Origin of the sequence: Collimonas sp. OK307, assembly GCF_900113705.1 — a bacterium.
In the GTDB taxonomy this organism is placed as follows: domain Bacteria; phylum Pseudomonadota; class Gammaproteobacteria; order Burkholderiales; family Burkholderiaceae_D; genus Collimonas.
In genome coordinates, this window is record NZ_FOQI01000012.1 from 136,506 (window position 1) to 154,852 (window position 18,347).

Below are 18,347 nucleotides of genomic sequence, written 5' to 3' on the forward strand. Positions count from 1 at the left end.
ATGATACGTAAAGGACTCCCTGGCCTTACCTCCCAGTTCAAGGACAAACTCATCCAGCAGGCGCTCGAGCGGCGACTGCGGCAGGCTGAACAAGGACCCGCCGCAACGCCCCCCGTACATGCCCCTGCAGGTGCAGCCAGTGTGCCGGAGCAGCACTACCGCTTCAACCTGCATCCCGGCTACCAGCAAATTCGCATCATCAATGATGGCGCGGCTCGCTTGGGGGTTGGCAATCCTTTCTTCAAACTGCATGAAAGAATTGCCGGAGCGACCACCCGGATCGGCGGCCAGGAATACATCAACTACGCCAGTTACAACTACCTCGATCTGTCTGGCCATCCTGAAGTTTCAGACGCCGCGAAAACCGCCATAGACGATTACGGCACCTCAGTTTCCGCCAGCCGGCTGGTGTCCGGCGAGCGGCCGATTCATCGCGAACTGGAACAGGAAATCGCCAAGTCCTACGGTGTCGATGACGCTATTGTCATCGTCAGCGGACACGCCACCAACGTTACGACCATCGGCCATTTGTTCGGCCCGAAGGATCTCATCCTGCACGATGAACTGATACACAACAGCGTCGTGCAAGGTATCACGCTTTCAGGCGCAAAACGTCTCCCCTTCGCCCACAACGACTGGGCCGCGCTGGATGCCATCCTGGCCGACCAGCGGCACCATTTTGAACGGGTGCTGATCGTGCTGGAAGGCATCTACAGCATGGATGGCGACTATCCGGACCTGCCCCGCTTTGTCGACATCAAGCGCAGGCACAAGGTGTTCCTGATGGTGGACGAAGCCCACTCTTTCGGCGTGATGGGCAGCACTGGCAGAGGTATCCGCGAGCACTTCGGACTTGAAGGGAGCGACGTTGATATCTGGATGGGCACCTTGAGCAAGTCGTTGGCGGGCTGCGGCGGTTACGTCGCCGGCGAGACGGCATTGGTGGAACACCTCAAGTTTCTGGCGCCGGGATTCCTGTACAGCGTGGGCATGTCGCCGCCACTCGCGGCAGCTTCGCTGAGCGCTCTGAACATCATGCAACGCGAACCGGAGCGTGTAGCTACCCTGCAAGAGCGTGGCCGGTTCTTCCTGGAGCAAGCCAAGCTGGCCGGCATCGATACCGGCACCAGCACCGGCCTGGCCGTCATTCCGGCGATTGTCGGTAGTTCGATCAGAGCGGCGCGCTTGTCTGCAGCGTTGTTTGCACGCGGCATCAATGTCCAGCCGATTCTCTACCCTGCCGTACCGGAAAAATCTGCGCGGCTGCGTTTCTTCGTCTCATGCCAGCATACTGAAGCGCAGATCCGGCAAACGGTTCAAGCCCTCGCCGAAGAAATCGAACGATTGTAAGCAGCAGCTGAGCGAATAGACAGAAACCGAGATTGAGACTGAACATGGCAAATAGCTTTTCATCGACCCTGTCGCAACTGATACAGCTCGTCCGGCAGCCGGCGCCTGCAAGCACGCATCAGGCTTATCCGAAACTCCGCAATTTCATTCTTGATGTCATGGCGGAGGGACGCCGCAAGAACATCATCAACCTGCTATTTGAAGTTGAACTCGCGCCGGTCCGGGATAATCTTGCCCGGCACAGTGCGGCGACGTCCGAACGCATTTCGCTGACCACCTACCTTGCCAAATCCCTCGCCTGCGCCGTTGCCGAAAACAAGCCGATGCACGGCTATCGGCATGGGAAATCCAAACTTATCCTATTCGAGGACGTCGACCTGTCCGTCATGGTGGAACGCGAGATTGAAGAGGGAGCGCTTCCGGTCGCCCTGCTTCCGGTTACCCATATCGTACGCTCGGCAAACAATAAAACCTCTGGTGAGATTCACAAGGAACTCCAGGCAGCCAAGGTTGCACCGCTAGGCGAACAAGGCCCGATGTCGGCGCTGGAGAAGCGGTTCTTCGAAATGCCTGCCGTCTTACGCAAAATCGTCTGGTTCTTCATCCGGCGCGATCCGGCCATGTTCAAGGATCTGGTCGGCACGGTAGGAGTAACGTCGATGGGCATGCACACCAGCGGCTCAGCGGTGGTTATTCCCATCACGCCAATGACCCTGACTTTGTCCATCGGATCCATCGGCAAAAAACTGGTACTGGAAAACGGTGTTCCTGTTGAACGAGACATTATCCATTTGAATCTCGGCGCCGATCACGACATCATCGACGGCGCCCCGCTCATGCGCTTTGCCGACCGCTTCAAAATAATGCTTGCAGAAGGTTATGCTCTGGATTGTCCTCAGCCGTCAATCAAGGCACCGAGCACAGCCCCATTTTCTGCAGCAGAAGCCGACTCAGATTCTCCACTTTCAGTTCCCGCGTAGTTCCCTTATCAGCGCTGTCGTCGTTGCCAACGGTGCCCCAGATCAGGTAGTCGGTTTTGCCGTCTGGCGCACCCATCGCACCATATACCTTAGGCATGATCGGTACATGGTCGCCGAACCAGCACAGCCAGTTGGAACCCGGCAAACTGCTGAGCCGATCGCGCAGCATCCCTGCCATGCGATCCGCATTCCCCAGATGCCGCAAATAAATCGTCAAGTCGTCGCAACCATCAGGTGGCGGATTCGAATACAGGCGCTCCATGTCGTCCCCCTGCACTTTTTCCAAATGCAGCGGCCCATGGTTTTCCATTGAAATGACGAACACGAAGATCGGCTGAGCTGAGGTATGGCCCAGCAAGGAACAAACTTTCTCTGCCAGGACCACATCGCCAACATAAGGGCCGGTTTTTTCGATACCGTCAAAACTGCGGATATCGAGAAATTCATCAAATCCCATCAGCGGATACACTTTGTCGCGGGCGTAGAAACTCGCGTTATACGGATGCACGCACACGGTCCGGTAACCGAGGCGTTTCAGATAGCCGGCCAATGTCGGCACACCCAACCGCGCAAGCTTACGATAGGGGTTGAAGCGATGTACACCGAGCGATGCGGGCTCCAGCCCGGAAAGAAAGGCATACTCGGTACGCACAGTATTCGCCCCCCAGGCAGCCACCTCCAGCTGTCCCTGGCAAGCCGAAGCAGCCTTGATCGCATCGAACTCTCGCAACACCTCCGGCCGGACGCCCGAGAACAAACGCCGTGCATCGAAAAACGACTCGCTCTGAACCACTACCAGGTTCGGCAACGCGCTGCCGGCGGCTTGCGCAGGCACTGCGAAATCGTAGGCCGAAGGAACGTTAGCGCGCGCACGCTCCTCTTCTCCATACCGCCACAGACTGGCCAGCAATCCCAGCTGCTGCAAATCCGTTTCCGGTTCGAAGGTTACCGCTAGTTTCTTGCGTCCCCCAAGCCACAATAATGCGATCCCAACCGCCACCAGCGTAGATGCACCACCGAGGAAATCGACCATTGGAACCGGACCCAATAAAGGGACTTCCAATTTCATGCCCGCATACAGCGCCAGGCCAAATGCCGCCAGCGCCATCAACGCCCGCCACCATCCGAGAAAGGGAATATACAGGCGCGGGTGTTTCAACGCATCGGTGAAATACTCGAAGTCCTGGAAAAGGAAAGGTTCGCGCATGGAGTGAAACTTGGCGTTGCCAACCATCACGACAAAAAATATGAAGGCGAGCACGATCGTTGTCGCAAACCAGGGCCGGCGAAACACGGAAAGCTCGAATGCGAACAGCAACAGCCACAGACCGGCATGGATCGCAAACGTAGCCGATGGCCGCTTCCAGAAAGGAGGTGGCCTTGGCTGCAACAATTGCTCAACCAGGAAAGACAGACTTACCCCTACGAATACAGGCAGCGCGACCGCTTCCCAGAACGACTTAACCATGGTATCCGACCAGCCGCAATATCCGTTGCGAAATTGCCGGACGTAGCACGGATAACCCCCAGGTGCCGAAATTCAGCGGAAATGGAAAGCTGATACGTGATTGATTGCGTGCGAGACCGCTCTTGATAACCCGTGCAGCCTTATCCGCCGGCCACAAAAATGGCTTGGGTCCTGGCATGTCCCGGCACATCTGGGAATCCACATAACCGGGCATTATCACGTTAACATGTATCCCCTCCGGCCCCAGCCAGCCCCGCAAACCTTCGCCGTATGCCTTGATTGCCGCTTTGCTGGCGCTATAGCTAGGAGTGGCCGCCAATCCAAAATAGGCGGCAAGCGAACTGATCAGCGCAATCTGCCCTTGGCCGCGGGCGCGCATCGATGGCAACGCGCCATTCACCGTCGCCATCGCCGCCAGCACATTAACCTCGATCAATGCCTGCACGTCTTCCCAACGTTCACCGGCGCCGTCCGGGCCGATGTTGATATTCACACCCGCATTCACGATCACCAGATCCACTTGTTCCTGTTGGCTTATCTCGTGCACCCACGCCGACAACTCATCCCGGTTGCGCACATCCAGCTCGCGGGTAAGCACCCGTGCGCCGCGCGCTTCGCATAGCGCCGCCAACTCCGCCAGGCGGGCGACATTGCGCCCCTGAAGAATCAGGGTATTCCCGGCTTCAGCATAAACTTCAGCCAGCGCGCCGCCGATACCGCCGGTTGCACCGGTGATCAATACAGTTTTTGGAACAGCAGGCCGCGTCATAGCAACGCCTCCAACGGCGAAGTCTTCGGCTCCAGCATGCGGCTACTGTTTTCCACCGCGAGGGCGATCCCGTTGCGACAATAAAAACCGCCATTGACCTGCGTGGTATGAATCACCGTGTTACGAAAGCGCCGAAACAACTCCGCATCCGGCAACGGACGCTCGCACCAGAAATCATCCAGCGCTCCCTGGAAGGTGAGCCCCGGCAGGTTGTAGATCGAGTCGCTGAGCGTAATGGTCGGGCAGTTCAAACCTAACGAAAGCGCCCCCACCGTACTGTTGACAGTCACTGTTCCACGCGCGTTACGCAGCAAGACATCCAAATCCCCGGTTTCCATATAGTCCACACGACCCTGTAAATCAAAGCGTTTCAAAAAGCCACGGATCATCGCCGGATAATTCACAAGTCCCATATCGAGCGGGTGATTTTTGATCACCAGCCGGGTCCCTGCAGGCGCATGCCGCGCGAACGATTCCATGACAAACTCCATCACCCCGGCCATGCCATCGAAGCGCGAATGATCGCGAATCTGTGCATCGTTTCCCAGTTGAAGAGGCAAAAGAAAAAACGGCGCGGCGGTCCGAACCAGTTCGCTCACCAACGCGTTATTCCGCGGCTTGTGAAAACGCAGCATGGGCAGCCGGGTAGCGTAGCCGGCGTATTCAATGGCGGCGTTCACCGGCGCATGGGTACGATAGCGCGGGAAGACCAACGGATTCCAGAATCCTGCAATGTGATAAGCAACGTCATGCGCGGCGCGGATCTTGAAAGACGACTTGAACGCCTGTCCATCACCATACTCTGGCAAATGCGCACCAACCTCCCGGAACCAGTCCGGATCGCGCGGCAACGACGAGTGCTTGTTGACTCCTCCCCGCTCCAGCGTCACCCAGTAAGGGCGGAAATAACCCTCTTCAAAAACATGGGTCCGGATCCCGCAACTTTCACCCTGCGTCACGGCAGGACGGTGAACCGCCCGACGATCGCCAAACAGAATCTGGTCGGTGATGCCGAATTTACGGTATTTGTCATCCAGAAAGCCCTGCAGATCGGAAACTCTTCCCCGATAGTTCCAGGCTGAGCGACCGCCCCAATACGCCAAATCGCCCGCATTGAAGTTAATCTTGAAAACCCGGTGACCATCGGCTTTGAGGCGATCTGCCAAGCGAACGAAGAAAGGAGAACAAACCCCTTGCAGAAACAAAAAAGAACGAGCTCGACTCATCGCACCCCCACAATATGCCGCAATACCATTCTGAAAAATTTCCGCCACAAAGGCACAGTCGCACCGCTTCTGGCGCGCCAGGCTACCAGCTCATCCAGCGCCTGCTCCGGGGTTATCAATCCATCGTTCACCAGGCTCAGATACATCGGGTACTCAATCAGCACTCCCGCCACCAATTCATCAAGCGACAACCGCCTGGCTCTGCGAAGGCTTGGAACCACATCCTGCGTCAGTCCCCAGCCTGAATAGAAAGGCTGGCCGTAGCAGGTGACCGGTTTGCCACGCAACAAAGCTTCGAATCCTGCCAATGAAGTCAGCACATGGACCTCGTCCACGGCCATGAGCAAATCCCCCATGGCGGCATCTGTCACGACGGCGTCGCACCAATGCAACGCCTGATCCTCTCCTGCTCCCTTGGCCCTCAATCCGGCCATGACATCCGGGTGCGGCTTGTACACGACATACGCCTGCGGATTGGCCTGGCGAACAGCTTGCAATAACGCGAGATTCGAACGAATCTCCGGCGCGCCGTAGGCCAGAGATGCATCGCTCTCGACCTGGCCAGGTACCAGGATGACTTTTCCAACGCTGGCCGGCCGCTGCCAGACATCGGCCCCAACGTTGTACTTGGTAAGCCGCTCGGCCACGATACGTTGCCGCAAGCTGGCTGCGCGCTGTACCAGGGCCGGCTCGAACGTCATGCCGGCCAACAAATGCTCAAGATCGGAAGGCTTGGTTGCGTCGTAATAAATGCCGCGGCCATCCACTACCCATGACAGGGGCCGGATTAAATCCGCGCCCAGGCCGACCGATCGCAAAAAACCATCCTCCAGGCGTAAAACCGTCACGCCCGCAGCCAACTCGCCAACTACCGGTTTCATGCCCCAGACCGCCAACACCGCACCCGCCGGCGTATCTGCCGCACTAGTGATAAACACCACCCGCGCAGCCGGAAAGCACTGGCGCACCACCGGTTTCTTCCAGGCGGAAAAATCCAGTGCGTAAATCACCGAAGCTGCCGACAAACTAGCGCCCGGTAACACGCAAGCGCTCCATCAATGCCTCAACCTGTTCGAAATGGGCGCCCCAGGTAGGCGCTTCAAAGCCGGCCATCCTTTGGCGTTGCTGCAGTCGCATCGGGCTTTCTGCCTGCGCATATTCAGCAACCAATTGGCCCCAGCGTTTTCCATCCAGCGGATCGACATACTCTGGTATATCCCCGGCGATCTCCCGAAACGCCGGCAGATCGCTGGCGATCACAGGCACTCCGAGCGCGAGCGCCTCCACCAATGGCATGCCGTAGCCTTCCGCAAACGAAGGGAATAACAGAGCCTGCGCGTGATGCAACCAGGAAGACAATTCGGCATCTGAGCATGCTGGCTGTTCAATGACAAAACCTTTCAATGTTTCGCAGCGCTCCAGCATATCCACGACGTTTTCGCATTCCCATCCGCGTTGGCCAATGATCACCAGGCGCGGCGCGGCCACCCCCATGCGCTCGACAATCTGCCTCCATAGCTGCAGCAACAGCCAGTGGTTCTTGCGAGATTCAATCGTGCCCAGTACAACGAAATAAGGTGCGCTCAAGGGTTTACGCACTGCAGGCAGAGGTAATTGCGCTGGCGCGAGCAATGCCACCGCTGTTGCCGGCATGGACGCGCCGCTGGTCTTGGCATAGGCCGCAAATTCGTCGAGCGTTGCAGCAGAATTGGCAATCACTCCGTGCCCCGTTCCAAGCATCGTATCCATGCGAACCCTGTGCCGCCCTGCCTCTCCGGGCCGGCAATACTCAGGGTGCGTGATTGGAATAAGGTCATGAAGAAAATAAAGCGGTTTCAATCCGGTGCGCTGCAGGCGATCGACATAGTGTGTCTGCTCCAGGCCGCTATGCCCGGTATTGAACAGAAACCGAGGTGCGGAAAAGCGCTGTCCGATACTCATCGGAAGAGCTCTTGCAACTGTCCATCGGATCAGTTGATTGAAATTTTCCGATGGCGATAGCAGCGCCTCGAAGACCCGTTCGGAATCCCTCTGGGACAGCTCTATCCACTGTCCGGCAAAGCGCAGCAAAGCCGTTGCGCGGCCACCGAAGTGGCGCACATATTCCAGACTGACCCGGTCGACCCCAGTAGGCAGGCGCCCCTGCATGGTCCGGTCCAGCAGACGGGTGATGTCAATCAACGACTCACGCATGGGAAATCCCGAAAAGAGTAGAACGGGCCGGCTTATTTGGTCATGTTGATGACATTGGCAATTGGATAAACAGTAGAAACTACGATATTAAGAAATTTCTGCAATTCGGCCGCAGGCGCATTGGATACATACAAGACATCCTTGTTTTGAATCGGGAAACTCTGCGCGACAAAGAAAGTCGCCGGGTCCTTCAGGTCCACCCGATAAATCACCGGTATTTTTCCTTCGGGTGTCATAGCCGGTGTCTTCCCGCCCAGATCAAGTGCCGCAGGTGACTCGAAGCGGAAAATGAATACGCCTTGTGCATCGGCACGGGCATCCTGCAACCCACCGGCGCGAGCCAATGCCTGGGCGAGCGAAATACCCTGGGCCTCGAAATTCATCTCGTCATTCTTGCCGGTCGCCCCCAACACAGTAAAACTGAGCGGCTGAAATAACGACGTAACCACGTCACCCGGCTGCAGCACGATATTTTGTTTCGGGTCCCGAATGATGGTATCCAGCGGCAATGCCTGAACCTGCTCGCCACGCGTGAGCTGCAACGTCATCTTGTTGACCGGCTGCCGTACTCCACCTGCCGCAGCCAAGGCATCCAGCAACCGCTCGCCACGTGCGGTCAGCGGCATACGTGTACTGGCAGTCACCTCACCTACCACGGTCACGTTCGCAGTGTTGTTATGGATCACCCGCACCAGCACCTGCGGCTGATTCGCTTTGCCTTTCAGGCGGCGCACAATCTCCGCTTCAATTTTTTGCGGACTGAGTCCGTTAGCGGCTATTTGTCCCGCAAAGGGAATATTGATCGTCCCTTCACTGCTTACCATCTGCTCGGGGAACGTAGTAACGCGTGTAGTAGCCGGTCCCGAACGAGCGTCAATTGCACCTCCACCAAACAGCGCAGCAGGCGGCGCCTCCCAGATCGACACTTCAATCACGTCACCGGCTCCGATAACATAGCCCGCCTGCGCAGGTACGTTAAATTTTTCAGAAAACAGACTTTGCTTCTGGTTGGCGAGCAGCTTGCGTGCCACCGTGTCATTGACATCTATTATCTGGATGCCGGCCCCAGGTTGAGCCTTTGCGACTTCCTGCACTTGCGCATAGTTCGGGCCTGAAGATGGCAGCCAACTTGGCGAGTTGGCACAGCCGGTTAATGTAATTGTTATAGCGGTAGCCGCACAACAAGTAATAAATTGGCGGCAGCCGTTTTGCAGTAATTTCATATTATTTATTTTTTTTGACAACGACATCGGATTTTGCAAATTCCACTATGTCCTTGGTGTCGATATGAAACTCTGGCAGCAAGGAAGATGCGCAAGCAGCAATAAAGACGAGGCCGCTAAGCATATAAGCAAACGATGTTAAGACGCCGATAGAACCCAGCACCAGTGGAATTAGGCTGATTACGATGGACGTTGCGTATGAAATCCCCATATATCTTAAAGAGAAAAACATGATCAACGACAGTAAAATAGATTTTGAAACGCGGAAAAATATGTCCATGAGTTTTTGTATTAATTGAGGTTAAGGTTGAGGTTGAAATTGAAATTGAAATTGAAAATGCAAATCAAGGCTTGAGAACTGCGTCCAGATTTTTCGGTGGCGGCTGATGTAGTCGCAAATACTCTGCTGCTTTGCCGGTAACACGCAAATACCAGTCATCCGGCAAAGAACAACCGTCCTGATTCAGAAAAACCATGCTTGCGCCGACGGGCAGCTTGTCCTGCCGCGTTTCGGCCGGAAATAAGGCGGTCCCTTCATCAACCTCATCGAACATAGCGGCGTAGAGCATATCGACGTGGAGGTCGAGCAGGTCGGAGACCTGATGCCACAAAAACTTACCGCAATTGCGCGGCGTTTTGTTAAGAACCGTCGGCTCTTTCCTCTTATAATTTACCGTCAGGTTATACCGGGAAAATCCTGCAAAAATTACCGGCATGTACCCAACGCCCAAGCGTCTCGTCTCTGCAATATCTGGGACGACATTACGTTTCACGAATGCATCAGCTTCTTCGTCGTTTGAAAACCGCCCAACCGACCATGGACTGATGACGTCATAACTCCGATACACGTCTGCCCAGGTTGGATCTTTCTTGGAATCGCCCGAAAGGGTGCGCCAGAAGGTTGGCACTCCGCCGATTAACGTCACGGCCTGAAGGTCGCCCCGTCCACTCTTCAGGTCACCAATCAGAACAGCAACCTCATCTGCCTCGCCAGGACGGTTGTCGAAACCGAATCCCCACAACTGAAGCACAGGCTTACGACGATCCAGCAAGTAGCTAGGGCTTTCAGTGATTTTTAATACGTCGACCAGATGATGCCAGTCGTTACGAACATCATCCGTTACCGTTTTAGGATTAGCGCCTGTAATGTCATACGTCACATAGAAAACCCGGCCATTAGCCTCTGCAGCTTTCTGTACATTCTTCACGACATTGTCGTTACGACGTTTCTTTTCTGGGGTAGCGAGATCTGTCAAGAAGCGCTGTACTGCGACACCGTCAATACCATGTTCCTGCATCCACCGGAAATGCGTCGCCACCACAGAAGCATTCTGTGATGAAAAAAGTTGAATGGGACTATTGTCCGGCCTACGAAGGCCTGTATCGCATAGATCTTCCGCCTTGATCCCGCGCACAGAAGGCAGAAGGTCAACAGTGAAATGATTCGACTGAGCGCTCCCTAGAAACCAGTGCTGCCAACTGTTGTTTTTTTCAAAGTCACCCGGGCAACCGAACCAGCCCTGGTAGCCCATGATCACTTTTCCAGAAAGACCAATTTTATGGTCTGCGGCACAGGCCATTTGCGAAGAAAATATATTCCAGAACAACATTAAAAAAAAGGACCGGCGCATTAAGCGACGAAATAAGCGAATTCCCGTTTTTGTATTTTTTTGATCGTTCATTTAAACATCTCCCTGGCTAGAGGTTTTCGGCCACAACATAGAGATAAGATATTTTTTACGTATCCGTCTAAGATCTTTAAGTAACAAAGGATCAGTTAAATTAAGCTTCCACGCCGTTCTTGCCGCACTATAAGCGTCCCGAAACCTCGTTTTTTGTTCGAGAAGACTTCCTCGTAATCGATATAGTTCGGGATCATCCTCCCGAAGAGAAATTGCTCGATCAACCCATTTCAACGATGCATCTCGCTGATCGGTTTTGGCCAATAACTGTGCCAGATGCGCCAATTCATGAGGATCCTCCGGGCAGCGCTGGACGACCTCCTTCGCGGCATCGATAGCACGCACCAAGTCTTTAGCCGCATCGCGGTCATCCCGTAGCACCGACAGCAGCTCGGCTCCTATTCTTTCTTTATCCTGTTGCAACGTAGGATCATTAGGCGCCAACTCAACCGCGTATTTAATAGATGTTTCAGCATCCATCAACCGATCGAGCTTTTCCAGAAAATTTGCACGCAACCGATGAAATTCCGCCTCATCTCCATTAAGTGCAATGGCACGATCAATCCAAATCAATGACGCTTCGCAGTGATTCTCCTTGGCTAGCAATTGCGCCAGATAAGCCATTTCCTGATGATCATCTGGAGACCGCAGCACGATCTCTTTTGTCATTTCTATAGCTCTATCCAGATCGATATGAGCGTCCCGTTCCTGTCGTAATATTGTCACTAGCCCATGCTTGATTCGATCGCTGTCCTGCTGCAACGCCGAATCATCGGGGGCCAATTCAATGGCACGTAGAACAGATACTTCGGCAGCCCTCATTCGTCCCATCCGTTCAAGAAGACTGGCCCGCAGCCGATGAAACTCGACCTCATCATCTTTGAAGATAATTGCTTGCTCAATCCAATTCAATGACATCTCTTGAGCATCAGCCTTGGCCATGAGCTGCGCCAGATGTGCCATTTCATAAGGATCATCCGGGCAACGATCCACGATCGCTACCGCAGCCGCCAAAGCCAGATTCGGTTCTGCTGCCGTACTGCGCTCCTGTTTCAGCGCCGCCAGCAATCTTTGCTCTATTCGCTCGCAATCTTCCTGCAGCGCAGAATCATTCGGCGCCAATGTAATCGCGCATCGAATAGCTTCTTCCGCTTCCCGTAACTTACCCGTTCTTTCAAAAAGGCTTGCTCTAAGTCGGTAAAATTCTGCCTCGTCGCCTTTGAGTGCAATCGCCCGATCAATCCACTTCAATGATGCTTCTTCATGATTCGTCTTAGCCAACAACTGGGCTAATTTCGAAAAGCTCTCAATATCATCCACCTGCCGGCGAGAAATGCTCTCAGCTAATTCGGTGAGCTGTATTATGTCGGCTCCACCCTCAACCAAGTATTTGAATCTACTGTGCAAAAGCCTATGCGTAGTTGTCTCAAGTAAATTAAGCGACCAATCGGGATTACTCACCAATCTAGCTGCAATTAATTGCAGTATTGGAACCGACTCTTCCCGCCAGTTATTTTTATCTGTAACAGCCATTCCACCCTCTCCCATTTGTAATTTTCACGATCATGCGAATTCGGTTGAGAAGGCCAACAAATCTGTCAAAACCAACTGGGGTGAAATAGGGTTTTCGACGATAAACTCCGCGATCCTGCCAGCAGTTTTATGGGGAAGTATATATTTCTCAACGACGTGATAATGCGGGCGATCCACATAGTCATTGAACAAGATGATGGTTCCCCGCTTTGCCAACAGCAATGCCGTAAGGAAACATGCCACACGAAAGCGTCCATTAACAAAAATCAAATCCGGCGATAGTCCTTGAGAAGTCAAGGTATCCCATGCCCCGGAACAATACCGTGGCCACTGCCCGGCACAGCTCGCATCAACAGGCAATCCCAATTCCTTCGTCGGACCGATATCGACATAATGCGTAATTACCTTCGCGACAGGTTGGCTGTCTATAACCCGCTTCTGAATAGCCTCTAGAAACCGTTTATCTGAACCTACAGAATGTATTTCTGTTACACCCAAGGATGCCGCCAATACTGTACTGCCCCCACCGCCATATTCGAGATAACGTCCTGCATTCCTTAGTCGAGTCTGAAGGAGATCAAGGCTCTCACTTTCCATCTGTGGACGTACAGGAATATCTTGCCATTTCCAATCGATAGCATTCGCCTCGGCAGTCGACGCCAAAAAAAAATCTGGTATCAAACGCCGAGGATGCAACTCTCCCGAGTTGAGTTTAATTTTCCATTGATCGGAGTTAAATCGTTCTGGCCCCGATACTGACCGATCCTTTTTTTTCAAAAAATGGTGTTCACCCTTTTTATAAAGGGATAGAAATTGCTCTTGATCCAAATCACCGACCATGTCCAACTCTTCGTCGAAGACAACGGTCCGATCAAACCCCATTTTTTTAAATAATTCTGGTGAGCAATGCAAACCGGTTCGACCAATGGGAAGACCAAAATTAGGAAACGTAGACAGTTTCAGAGCGCCAAGAGCGAAAGTGGCGCAACTCTTAATATAGTCCTGGCTGGATGCAGCGGGATTAAATCCTGCAGCTCGCAACCACTCAAAAATGACCTTTTCCGGTCTCTTGCGATAGGGCACACTACGAATCAAATCCAGATAACATTCCACTAACGGCTGACGTTTTTCCCAGAATGAGCGAGTGAGCCCAAATCCCCAGTTATGGTCCATCGCGGCATATTTATGTCGATTGCTCTTTTGCTGTTCCAGAGGCACCGTCGGATTACCTGGGTGCGCAGAAACCATTCCGACGCGTGGGTCATCATGAAACTTGTTAGCCATCATGTCGATAACTGACATATAACCTGGTGCCAAAATGAGATCATCCTCGCAAAAGGCCACAAAGTCATAACCTGCCTGTTGAAAAAGGTGTTTTTCAATAAAATCAAAGTGCAACGCCACACCAAGATTTTCCTTTTGATGGAATATCTTTACATTTTCAGGCAAGCGACTAACAAGCTGCGTAACTCTCTGGTGGTTATCCTTATTAATAACAGGTTCCCCCTCCCAGAGCCCGTCTTGAAAGAGATAAATGTCATACGTCTCATGTAGAGGGCGATCATTGATCACTTGGCTTGTCACTGACAACCAGAACAACTCAAAATAATCGGGCCGGTTATAACAAATAATAGCTAATGCTTTTTTCATTTTTTTAACACGACACGCGTTGAAGAAACTGCTCCCACTGCGGCAAAATTTTCTCTGGAAGATATCGCGACGATATGGCTTCACCCCGTTCACGCAAACGTTCTTGCTCCTGCAATGCATTGGGTTCGTAAAGCACCTTTTTAAGTGCTTTAACGAGACTCGACGTAGCATAGGGATCGAAATATTCAGCGGCGTCCTCGTACACTTCTCTGTGAACCGGAATATCGGAGGCGACCGTGATGCCACCGCTGGCCATTGATTCCACTCCAGAAAAATCAAATCCCTCCCCTAGACTCGGACAAACTGTGGCAACGGCATGACGATAGAGGACACGGAGATCTGGCGCGGGAACGGCGTTCAACATAAACAACTCACCGCGATCAATCCAAGAGCCAAAACCTTTTAAGGTCGAAGCGTAATCCCAGCCTAATCCTCCAACGATCACCAGTTTCAAATCAGGATCAACATCCGCCTTCAACACCTCCCACGCCGCTAGAAGACGTGTGTGGTTTTTCCTCGGCTCAACAGTGGAAACAATCAACAGATACTTGAAATCTTTACCGCCAAGAGCGCGTTTGTAAAAATTCTCTTTTTCTCTCAAGGTGAAAAACTTCGGGTTGACGTCCACTCCTTTGGACGTATCACCTTCATGCAACCTGGCTCTGATAATCCCCGGTATCCGATCAACAGCCGACTGCTCCTTAAAATAGTGATTCGATACCATGTTGTGAATCGTCACCGCACGATCAGCGGCTTCGGGGAAAAGTCGAAGCAAATCCTGCCGAGTTGCCTCCGAAACACACGCAAACCAGGCACCTGATTTGACGTTGCTCATCAAGGCATTGAAATGCGTCGCCTGATGCAACGATTTATCAGGGATGGTATGCGGCATGAAAATCGGGATCGCGTCGTGGTAACGAATGACGAAGGCAGTGTTAGGATTGACGCGCGCCGGATAGGGAGTTTGACCGATGAAAATATCAAAGCCTTTAGTGTCTAGCTTCGGATATTTGGGTGTCGTGCGCCAGTTCAGAGTACTGAGACCAACCGTATGCAAGGTATGCCACGGCACAGAACAGATGCGGTGGTTGGCCGGGGCGACCAATGCAAAATCAGACGCCGGCAAGGTCTTTGAAAACAGGGTACGCCAAGTAAAATCTTCGAACGATTTGGATTCGAAACGCGTGAGCTTGATTTTTCCAAAACCGCTGCTCATCGAAATTTGCAGACTAATGGCTTCCGCTCGCTTATGAAAGTAGTCAATAACAATATCCAGGATATTTCGGTACGGCTTTTCAGCCATCGAAATAATGACATTCGAGAATCGGTTATAGCGCCGGGCCGTGGAGATTTTTTTCCAGAAAAATCCAGCATCGCTTGTTCCTCTCGCCAGACGACGATGGGAGGTTTGCAACATCCCTTCAACATCCACGGATTCGATTTTGCGTAGTCCACGAAACAACAAACGGACTTCCTGCGGGATGCCTGCAAATCCCTCTAGTGCAGGGCGCATTTCCAGTAATACTTTTATTTTTTTATTCGCTTCGTTGTTCATTTCAATCAAGTCCTGTGTCATACGTTGTTGTTGTAGTAGTCGTACGCTGCATCAATGTTTGGAAATTCGTGAAGCCGTCCGTCGCGAATCACGCAGGCGCGTTGACAGTGCTCCCGAATATTGTGAGCTTCGTGCGACACCATAATCATGGCGCGGTCGCTACGTTTCTCGAAAAGCTCGCGCTGACACTTCTCATGAAAACGTGCATCACCGACAGAAATCACTTCGTCAATCAGAAAGCAGTCAAATTCGATCACCATCGAAATCGCAAAAGCCAATCGGGCGCGCATTCCCGACGAATAGGTTTTGACTGGCTCACGAAGATATTTTCCTAATTCGGAAAATTCTTGAACGTAGCTAATTTTGTCATCTGAAGCGGTGCCATACACGCGGCAAATAAAGCGTAAATTGTCGAGTCCAGTGAGTGATCCTTGAAAAGCTCCGCCAAACGCCAGCGGCCATGACACACTCATACTGCGGGTGATGGCACCGCTAGTCGGCCGCTCGGCACCGCTGATGAGACGAATTAATGTGGATTTTCCCGAGCCATTGCGGCCCAAAATGCCAATTTTCTCTCCGGGCTTCACTTGGAGGCTGACACCATTGAGCACGGTGCTTGTTCCCTGCCTAGTGTGATAGCGTTTGACGATATTATCGATGTGAATCATTCTGGTATCACCGTACGCGACACTACGCGCGCCTGTGTGAGCCCAACCAACGTAATGCAGACGTTGACACTTGCTGCATAGAGCATGTCGTAATGTGCATGAACTGCAGAACCAAAGTAGCCTTCACGCAAAATCTCAACGCAATGCACCATAGGCAGGAGCAAAACAATTTTTTGCCCGGTCGGGGGAAGCCAATCCACCATAAACGCCGCCCCAGATAATGGAAATGTGAGATAAGCCAGCGGGTGCCATATCTTTTCAACGATTTCGGATCTAGCACTTAACGCGCCGATAAGCACTCCTAGCGCAGCTCCGAACCAAGCCAGCATGCCCCAGCCGAACATGATCTTTAATATGTCTTCCGGGGGTTTCATCCAGCCGACGACGGTAAAAAGGCTCGCCAATGTAATGAAAGATGCTGTTGTGGCTGCGACTTCAAGAAGAATGCGCGAAGCAAAAATATCGATAATCTTTACGTTACGGTGGTACATCAATGCTAGGTTTGGCTCAATAGAACCACCACAACGAGCAGGCATACTTCGCCAAAGGAGAACAGACGAATAGCCTGTGATGGCAAACGCGACAATTGGCAGATTAGAACCGTGTGCGGCTTTTAGAAAATACCACAATGCCGTCACCCCTAACGTGAACATCATGGGTTCTACGAATAGCCAAAGAAACCCAATGTTATGCCGTCCATAGCGCGTGATGACTTCGCGCATAAGTAACGCTCCGATCACGCGAAACTGTATCGCTAACGAGCGCCGAAGCGAGGTTGTTGGAGGTGTTAGGGTATTTCGCATCACCGCCCTCAATCCTGATGTTCACGCACACCGGCGAGCAGCATGCTCAACACACCCCAGGCGACTAAACCGAGTAAAAACGTGGCTAGAATGTCGCGTATTCGACGTGGCTCTATTGCCACATCCGGCTTATTAGGCTGGACAATACGCTCTAGGTAGAGTTGCTTGCGCTGAGCATCATTGCGGGCTTGTTCAAGTGAGGCCAGCGCTGTCCCCAATTGCTTATCGGCAAACACTCGCTCTAACTCAAGGCGCTCATACTCGGTGGTGTGATTGGTCAGCGACGCGCTCCCCCCCGCCACACTGGCCATTTGCGCATTCATCTCCGACTGCAATGTTTGTGCGCGCTTTTGTAAAGCGGGAATTTGCGGATTGTCCGGTGTAAAGCTGCGCACTTGATCGAGTTGCGTCTTGGTTGCGATAAGATCATCCTGAAGCTTGGAGACCAACTGCAACTGGATTCCAGATTGACGTTCCGGATCAAAGATAGCTTTTTGGTTGCGATAATTAGATAACGCTAAACCGGCGTCTTTTGCCTTTTTCTCTGCGATGTCCACGTCCGCTTTGGCAAAGCGGATCATATCTTGTCGCCCACGTTCATTAAGGTCGTTGATAACCTGCTCCCCCATTTCCAACAGCATCACATTGATACGGTAAGCGTCCTCCCCCGTAAAAGCACTGACTTTTAGCGATGAAATTGAAGAAGCTGAATCCATTTCAATGAGGACTTGCTTTTGGTAATATCGGTACAGCGCCTCAAAACTGTGATCCCACCCAAAACCCGCAAACCGGTTGAACAAATCGACATCACGATGACCGAATGCTTTGTCTAGTGCAAGCTTGCTATTTAACTGCTGTAACGCATCCCGCGAGAGCATGAAATCTTGTACGCTATAGGCGTCGTCCTGCGAACGAGCAAACCCGGCCCCTTGAAGTAGCGCGCTCAGACCGGTGCTTGATTGGCGCTGCGGACTGCGCACAACAAAGCGGGATTCCGAAATATAAACATCGGACGCTATCAAGCCGAAATACAGAATAGACAAAACAGTTGGCACTACTACTGTCAATAAAAACAAGCGATTGATGCCGGAGAGACGTGTTTTCGCGGCCTGACCCCAAGTGCCGAGTCGGCTATTTTTGGTTGAAATTATTGCTGCGTCTGAAGCTAGATCTGGTGGCATTTCCGGGTCATTTCCTGCTATTTGGCTTTAATGTTGATCGTGTTTTGTGATGCGATGAATGTGAAA

At 52.6% G+C, this 18,347-nt stretch carries 16 protein-coding genes; 2 read left to right on the forward strand and 14 right to left on the reverse strand.

Annotated elements, in window-relative coordinates:
- A complete protein-coding gene (locus BM205_RS16345) occupies window positions 1-1,350 on the forward strand; it encodes an aminotransferase class I/II-fold pyridoxal phosphate-dependent enzyme (protein ID WP_092415934.1) in 1,350 nt (449 codons plus the stop codon).
- 44 nt (window positions 1,351-1,394) lie between these two features.
- Complete coding sequence (locus tag BM205_RS16350) at window positions 1,395-2,330, forward strand: 2-oxo acid dehydrogenase subunit E2 (RefSeq protein WP_092415935.1); 936 nt, start codon at window positions 1,395-1,397, stop codon at window positions 2,328-2,330.
- Here BM205_RS16350 and BM205_RS16355 read toward each other — a convergent pair.
- The 14 genes from BM205_RS16355 to BM205_RS16420 form a co-directional block, all read right to left on the reverse strand.
- Window positions 2,257-3,798 (reverse strand): LTA synthase family protein, encoded by a 1,542-nt coding sequence (locus BM205_RS16355; RefSeq protein WP_092415936.1) that lies wholly within the window; start codon window positions 3,796-3,798, stop codon window positions 2,257-2,259. The genes BM205_RS16350 and BM205_RS16355 overlap by 74 nt on opposite strands.
- Window positions 3,791-4,567, reverse strand: coding sequence for an SDR family NAD(P)-dependent oxidoreductase (locus BM205_RS16360; protein ID WP_092415937.1), 777 nt, complete (start codon window positions 4,565-4,567; stop codon window positions 3,791-3,793). Before BM205_RS16360 ends, BM205_RS16355 begins: the two co-directional genes overlap by 8 nt.
- The gene (locus BM205_RS16365) at window positions 4,564-5,793 is read right to left on the reverse strand and encodes a capsule biosynthesis protein (protein WP_092415938.1); all 1,230 of its coding nucleotides are present in this window, start codon (window positions 5,791-5,793) and stop codon (window positions 4,564-4,566) included. The genes BM205_RS16360 and BM205_RS16365 overlap by 4 nt, the downstream gene beginning before the upstream one ends.
- Entirely contained in the window at window positions 5,790-6,836 is a 1,047-nt protein-coding gene (locus BM205_RS16370) for a capsular polysaccharide export protein, LipB/KpsS family (RefSeq protein WP_254783918.1), read from the reverse strand. Before BM205_RS16370 ends, BM205_RS16365 begins: the two co-directional genes overlap by 4 nt.
- Window positions 6,820-7,986 (reverse strand): glycosyltransferase family 4 protein, encoded by a 1,167-nt coding sequence (locus BM205_RS16375; protein ID WP_092415940.1) that lies wholly within the window; start codon window positions 7,984-7,986, stop codon window positions 6,820-6,822. The genes BM205_RS16370 and BM205_RS16375 overlap by 17 nt, the downstream gene beginning before the upstream one ends.
- Before the next feature lie 32 nt (window positions 7,987-8,018).
- Entirely contained in the window at window positions 8,019-9,209 is a 1,191-nt protein-coding gene (locus BM205_RS16380; RefSeq protein WP_092415941.1) for a polysaccharide biosynthesis/export family protein, read from the reverse strand.
- Window position 9,210: 1 nt separating this feature from the next.
- On the reverse strand, window positions 9,211-9,489 hold the full coding sequence (locus tag BM205_RS16385) for a hypothetical protein (protein WP_092415942.1): 279 nt from the start codon (window positions 9,487-9,489) through the stop codon (window positions 9,211-9,213).
- A gap of 64 nt (window positions 9,490-9,553) precedes the next feature.
- On the reverse strand, window positions 9,554-10,891 hold the full coding sequence (locus BM205_RS16390) for a glycoside hydrolase family 99 protein (RefSeq protein ID WP_092415943.1): 1,338 nt from the start codon (window positions 10,889-10,891) through the stop codon (window positions 9,554-9,556).
- On the reverse strand, window positions 10,892-12,424 hold the full coding sequence (locus BM205_RS16395) for a DUF3835 domain-containing protein (protein ID WP_139227292.1): 1,533 nt from the start codon (window positions 12,422-12,424) through the stop codon (window positions 10,892-10,894).
- A 30-nt stretch (window positions 12,425-12,454) separates the two neighbouring features.
- Complete coding sequence (locus BM205_RS16400) at window positions 12,455-14,074, reverse strand: glycosyltransferase (RefSeq protein ID WP_092415945.1); 1,620 nt, start codon at window positions 14,072-14,074, stop codon at window positions 12,455-12,457.
- Between the two features lie 4 nt (window positions 14,075-14,078).
- Window positions 14,079-15,629: a glycosyltransferase family 4 protein gene (locus BM205_RS16405; RefSeq protein ID WP_175511295.1), complete on the reverse strand. Its 1,551-nt coding sequence runs from the start codon at window positions 15,627-15,629 to the stop codon at window positions 14,079-14,081.
- 17 nt (window positions 15,630-15,646) lie between these two features.
- A complete protein-coding gene (locus tag BM205_RS16410; RefSeq protein ID WP_092415947.1) occupies window positions 15,647-16,297 on the reverse strand; it encodes an ABC transporter ATP-binding protein in 651 nt (216 codons plus the stop codon).
- A complete protein-coding gene (locus BM205_RS16415) occupies window positions 16,294-17,100 on the reverse strand; it encodes an ABC transporter permease (RefSeq protein WP_092415948.1) in 807 nt (268 codons plus the stop codon). Before BM205_RS16415 ends, BM205_RS16410 begins: the two co-directional genes overlap by 4 nt.
- A gap of 8 nt (window positions 17,101-17,108) precedes the next feature.
- On the reverse strand, window positions 17,109-18,281 hold the full coding sequence (locus BM205_RS16420; RefSeq protein WP_254783919.1) for a KpsE/RkpR family capsule polysaccharide export protein: 1,173 nt from the start codon (window positions 18,279-18,281) through the stop codon (window positions 17,109-17,111).
- Between the last annotated feature and the right edge of the window lie 66 nt (window positions 18,282-18,347).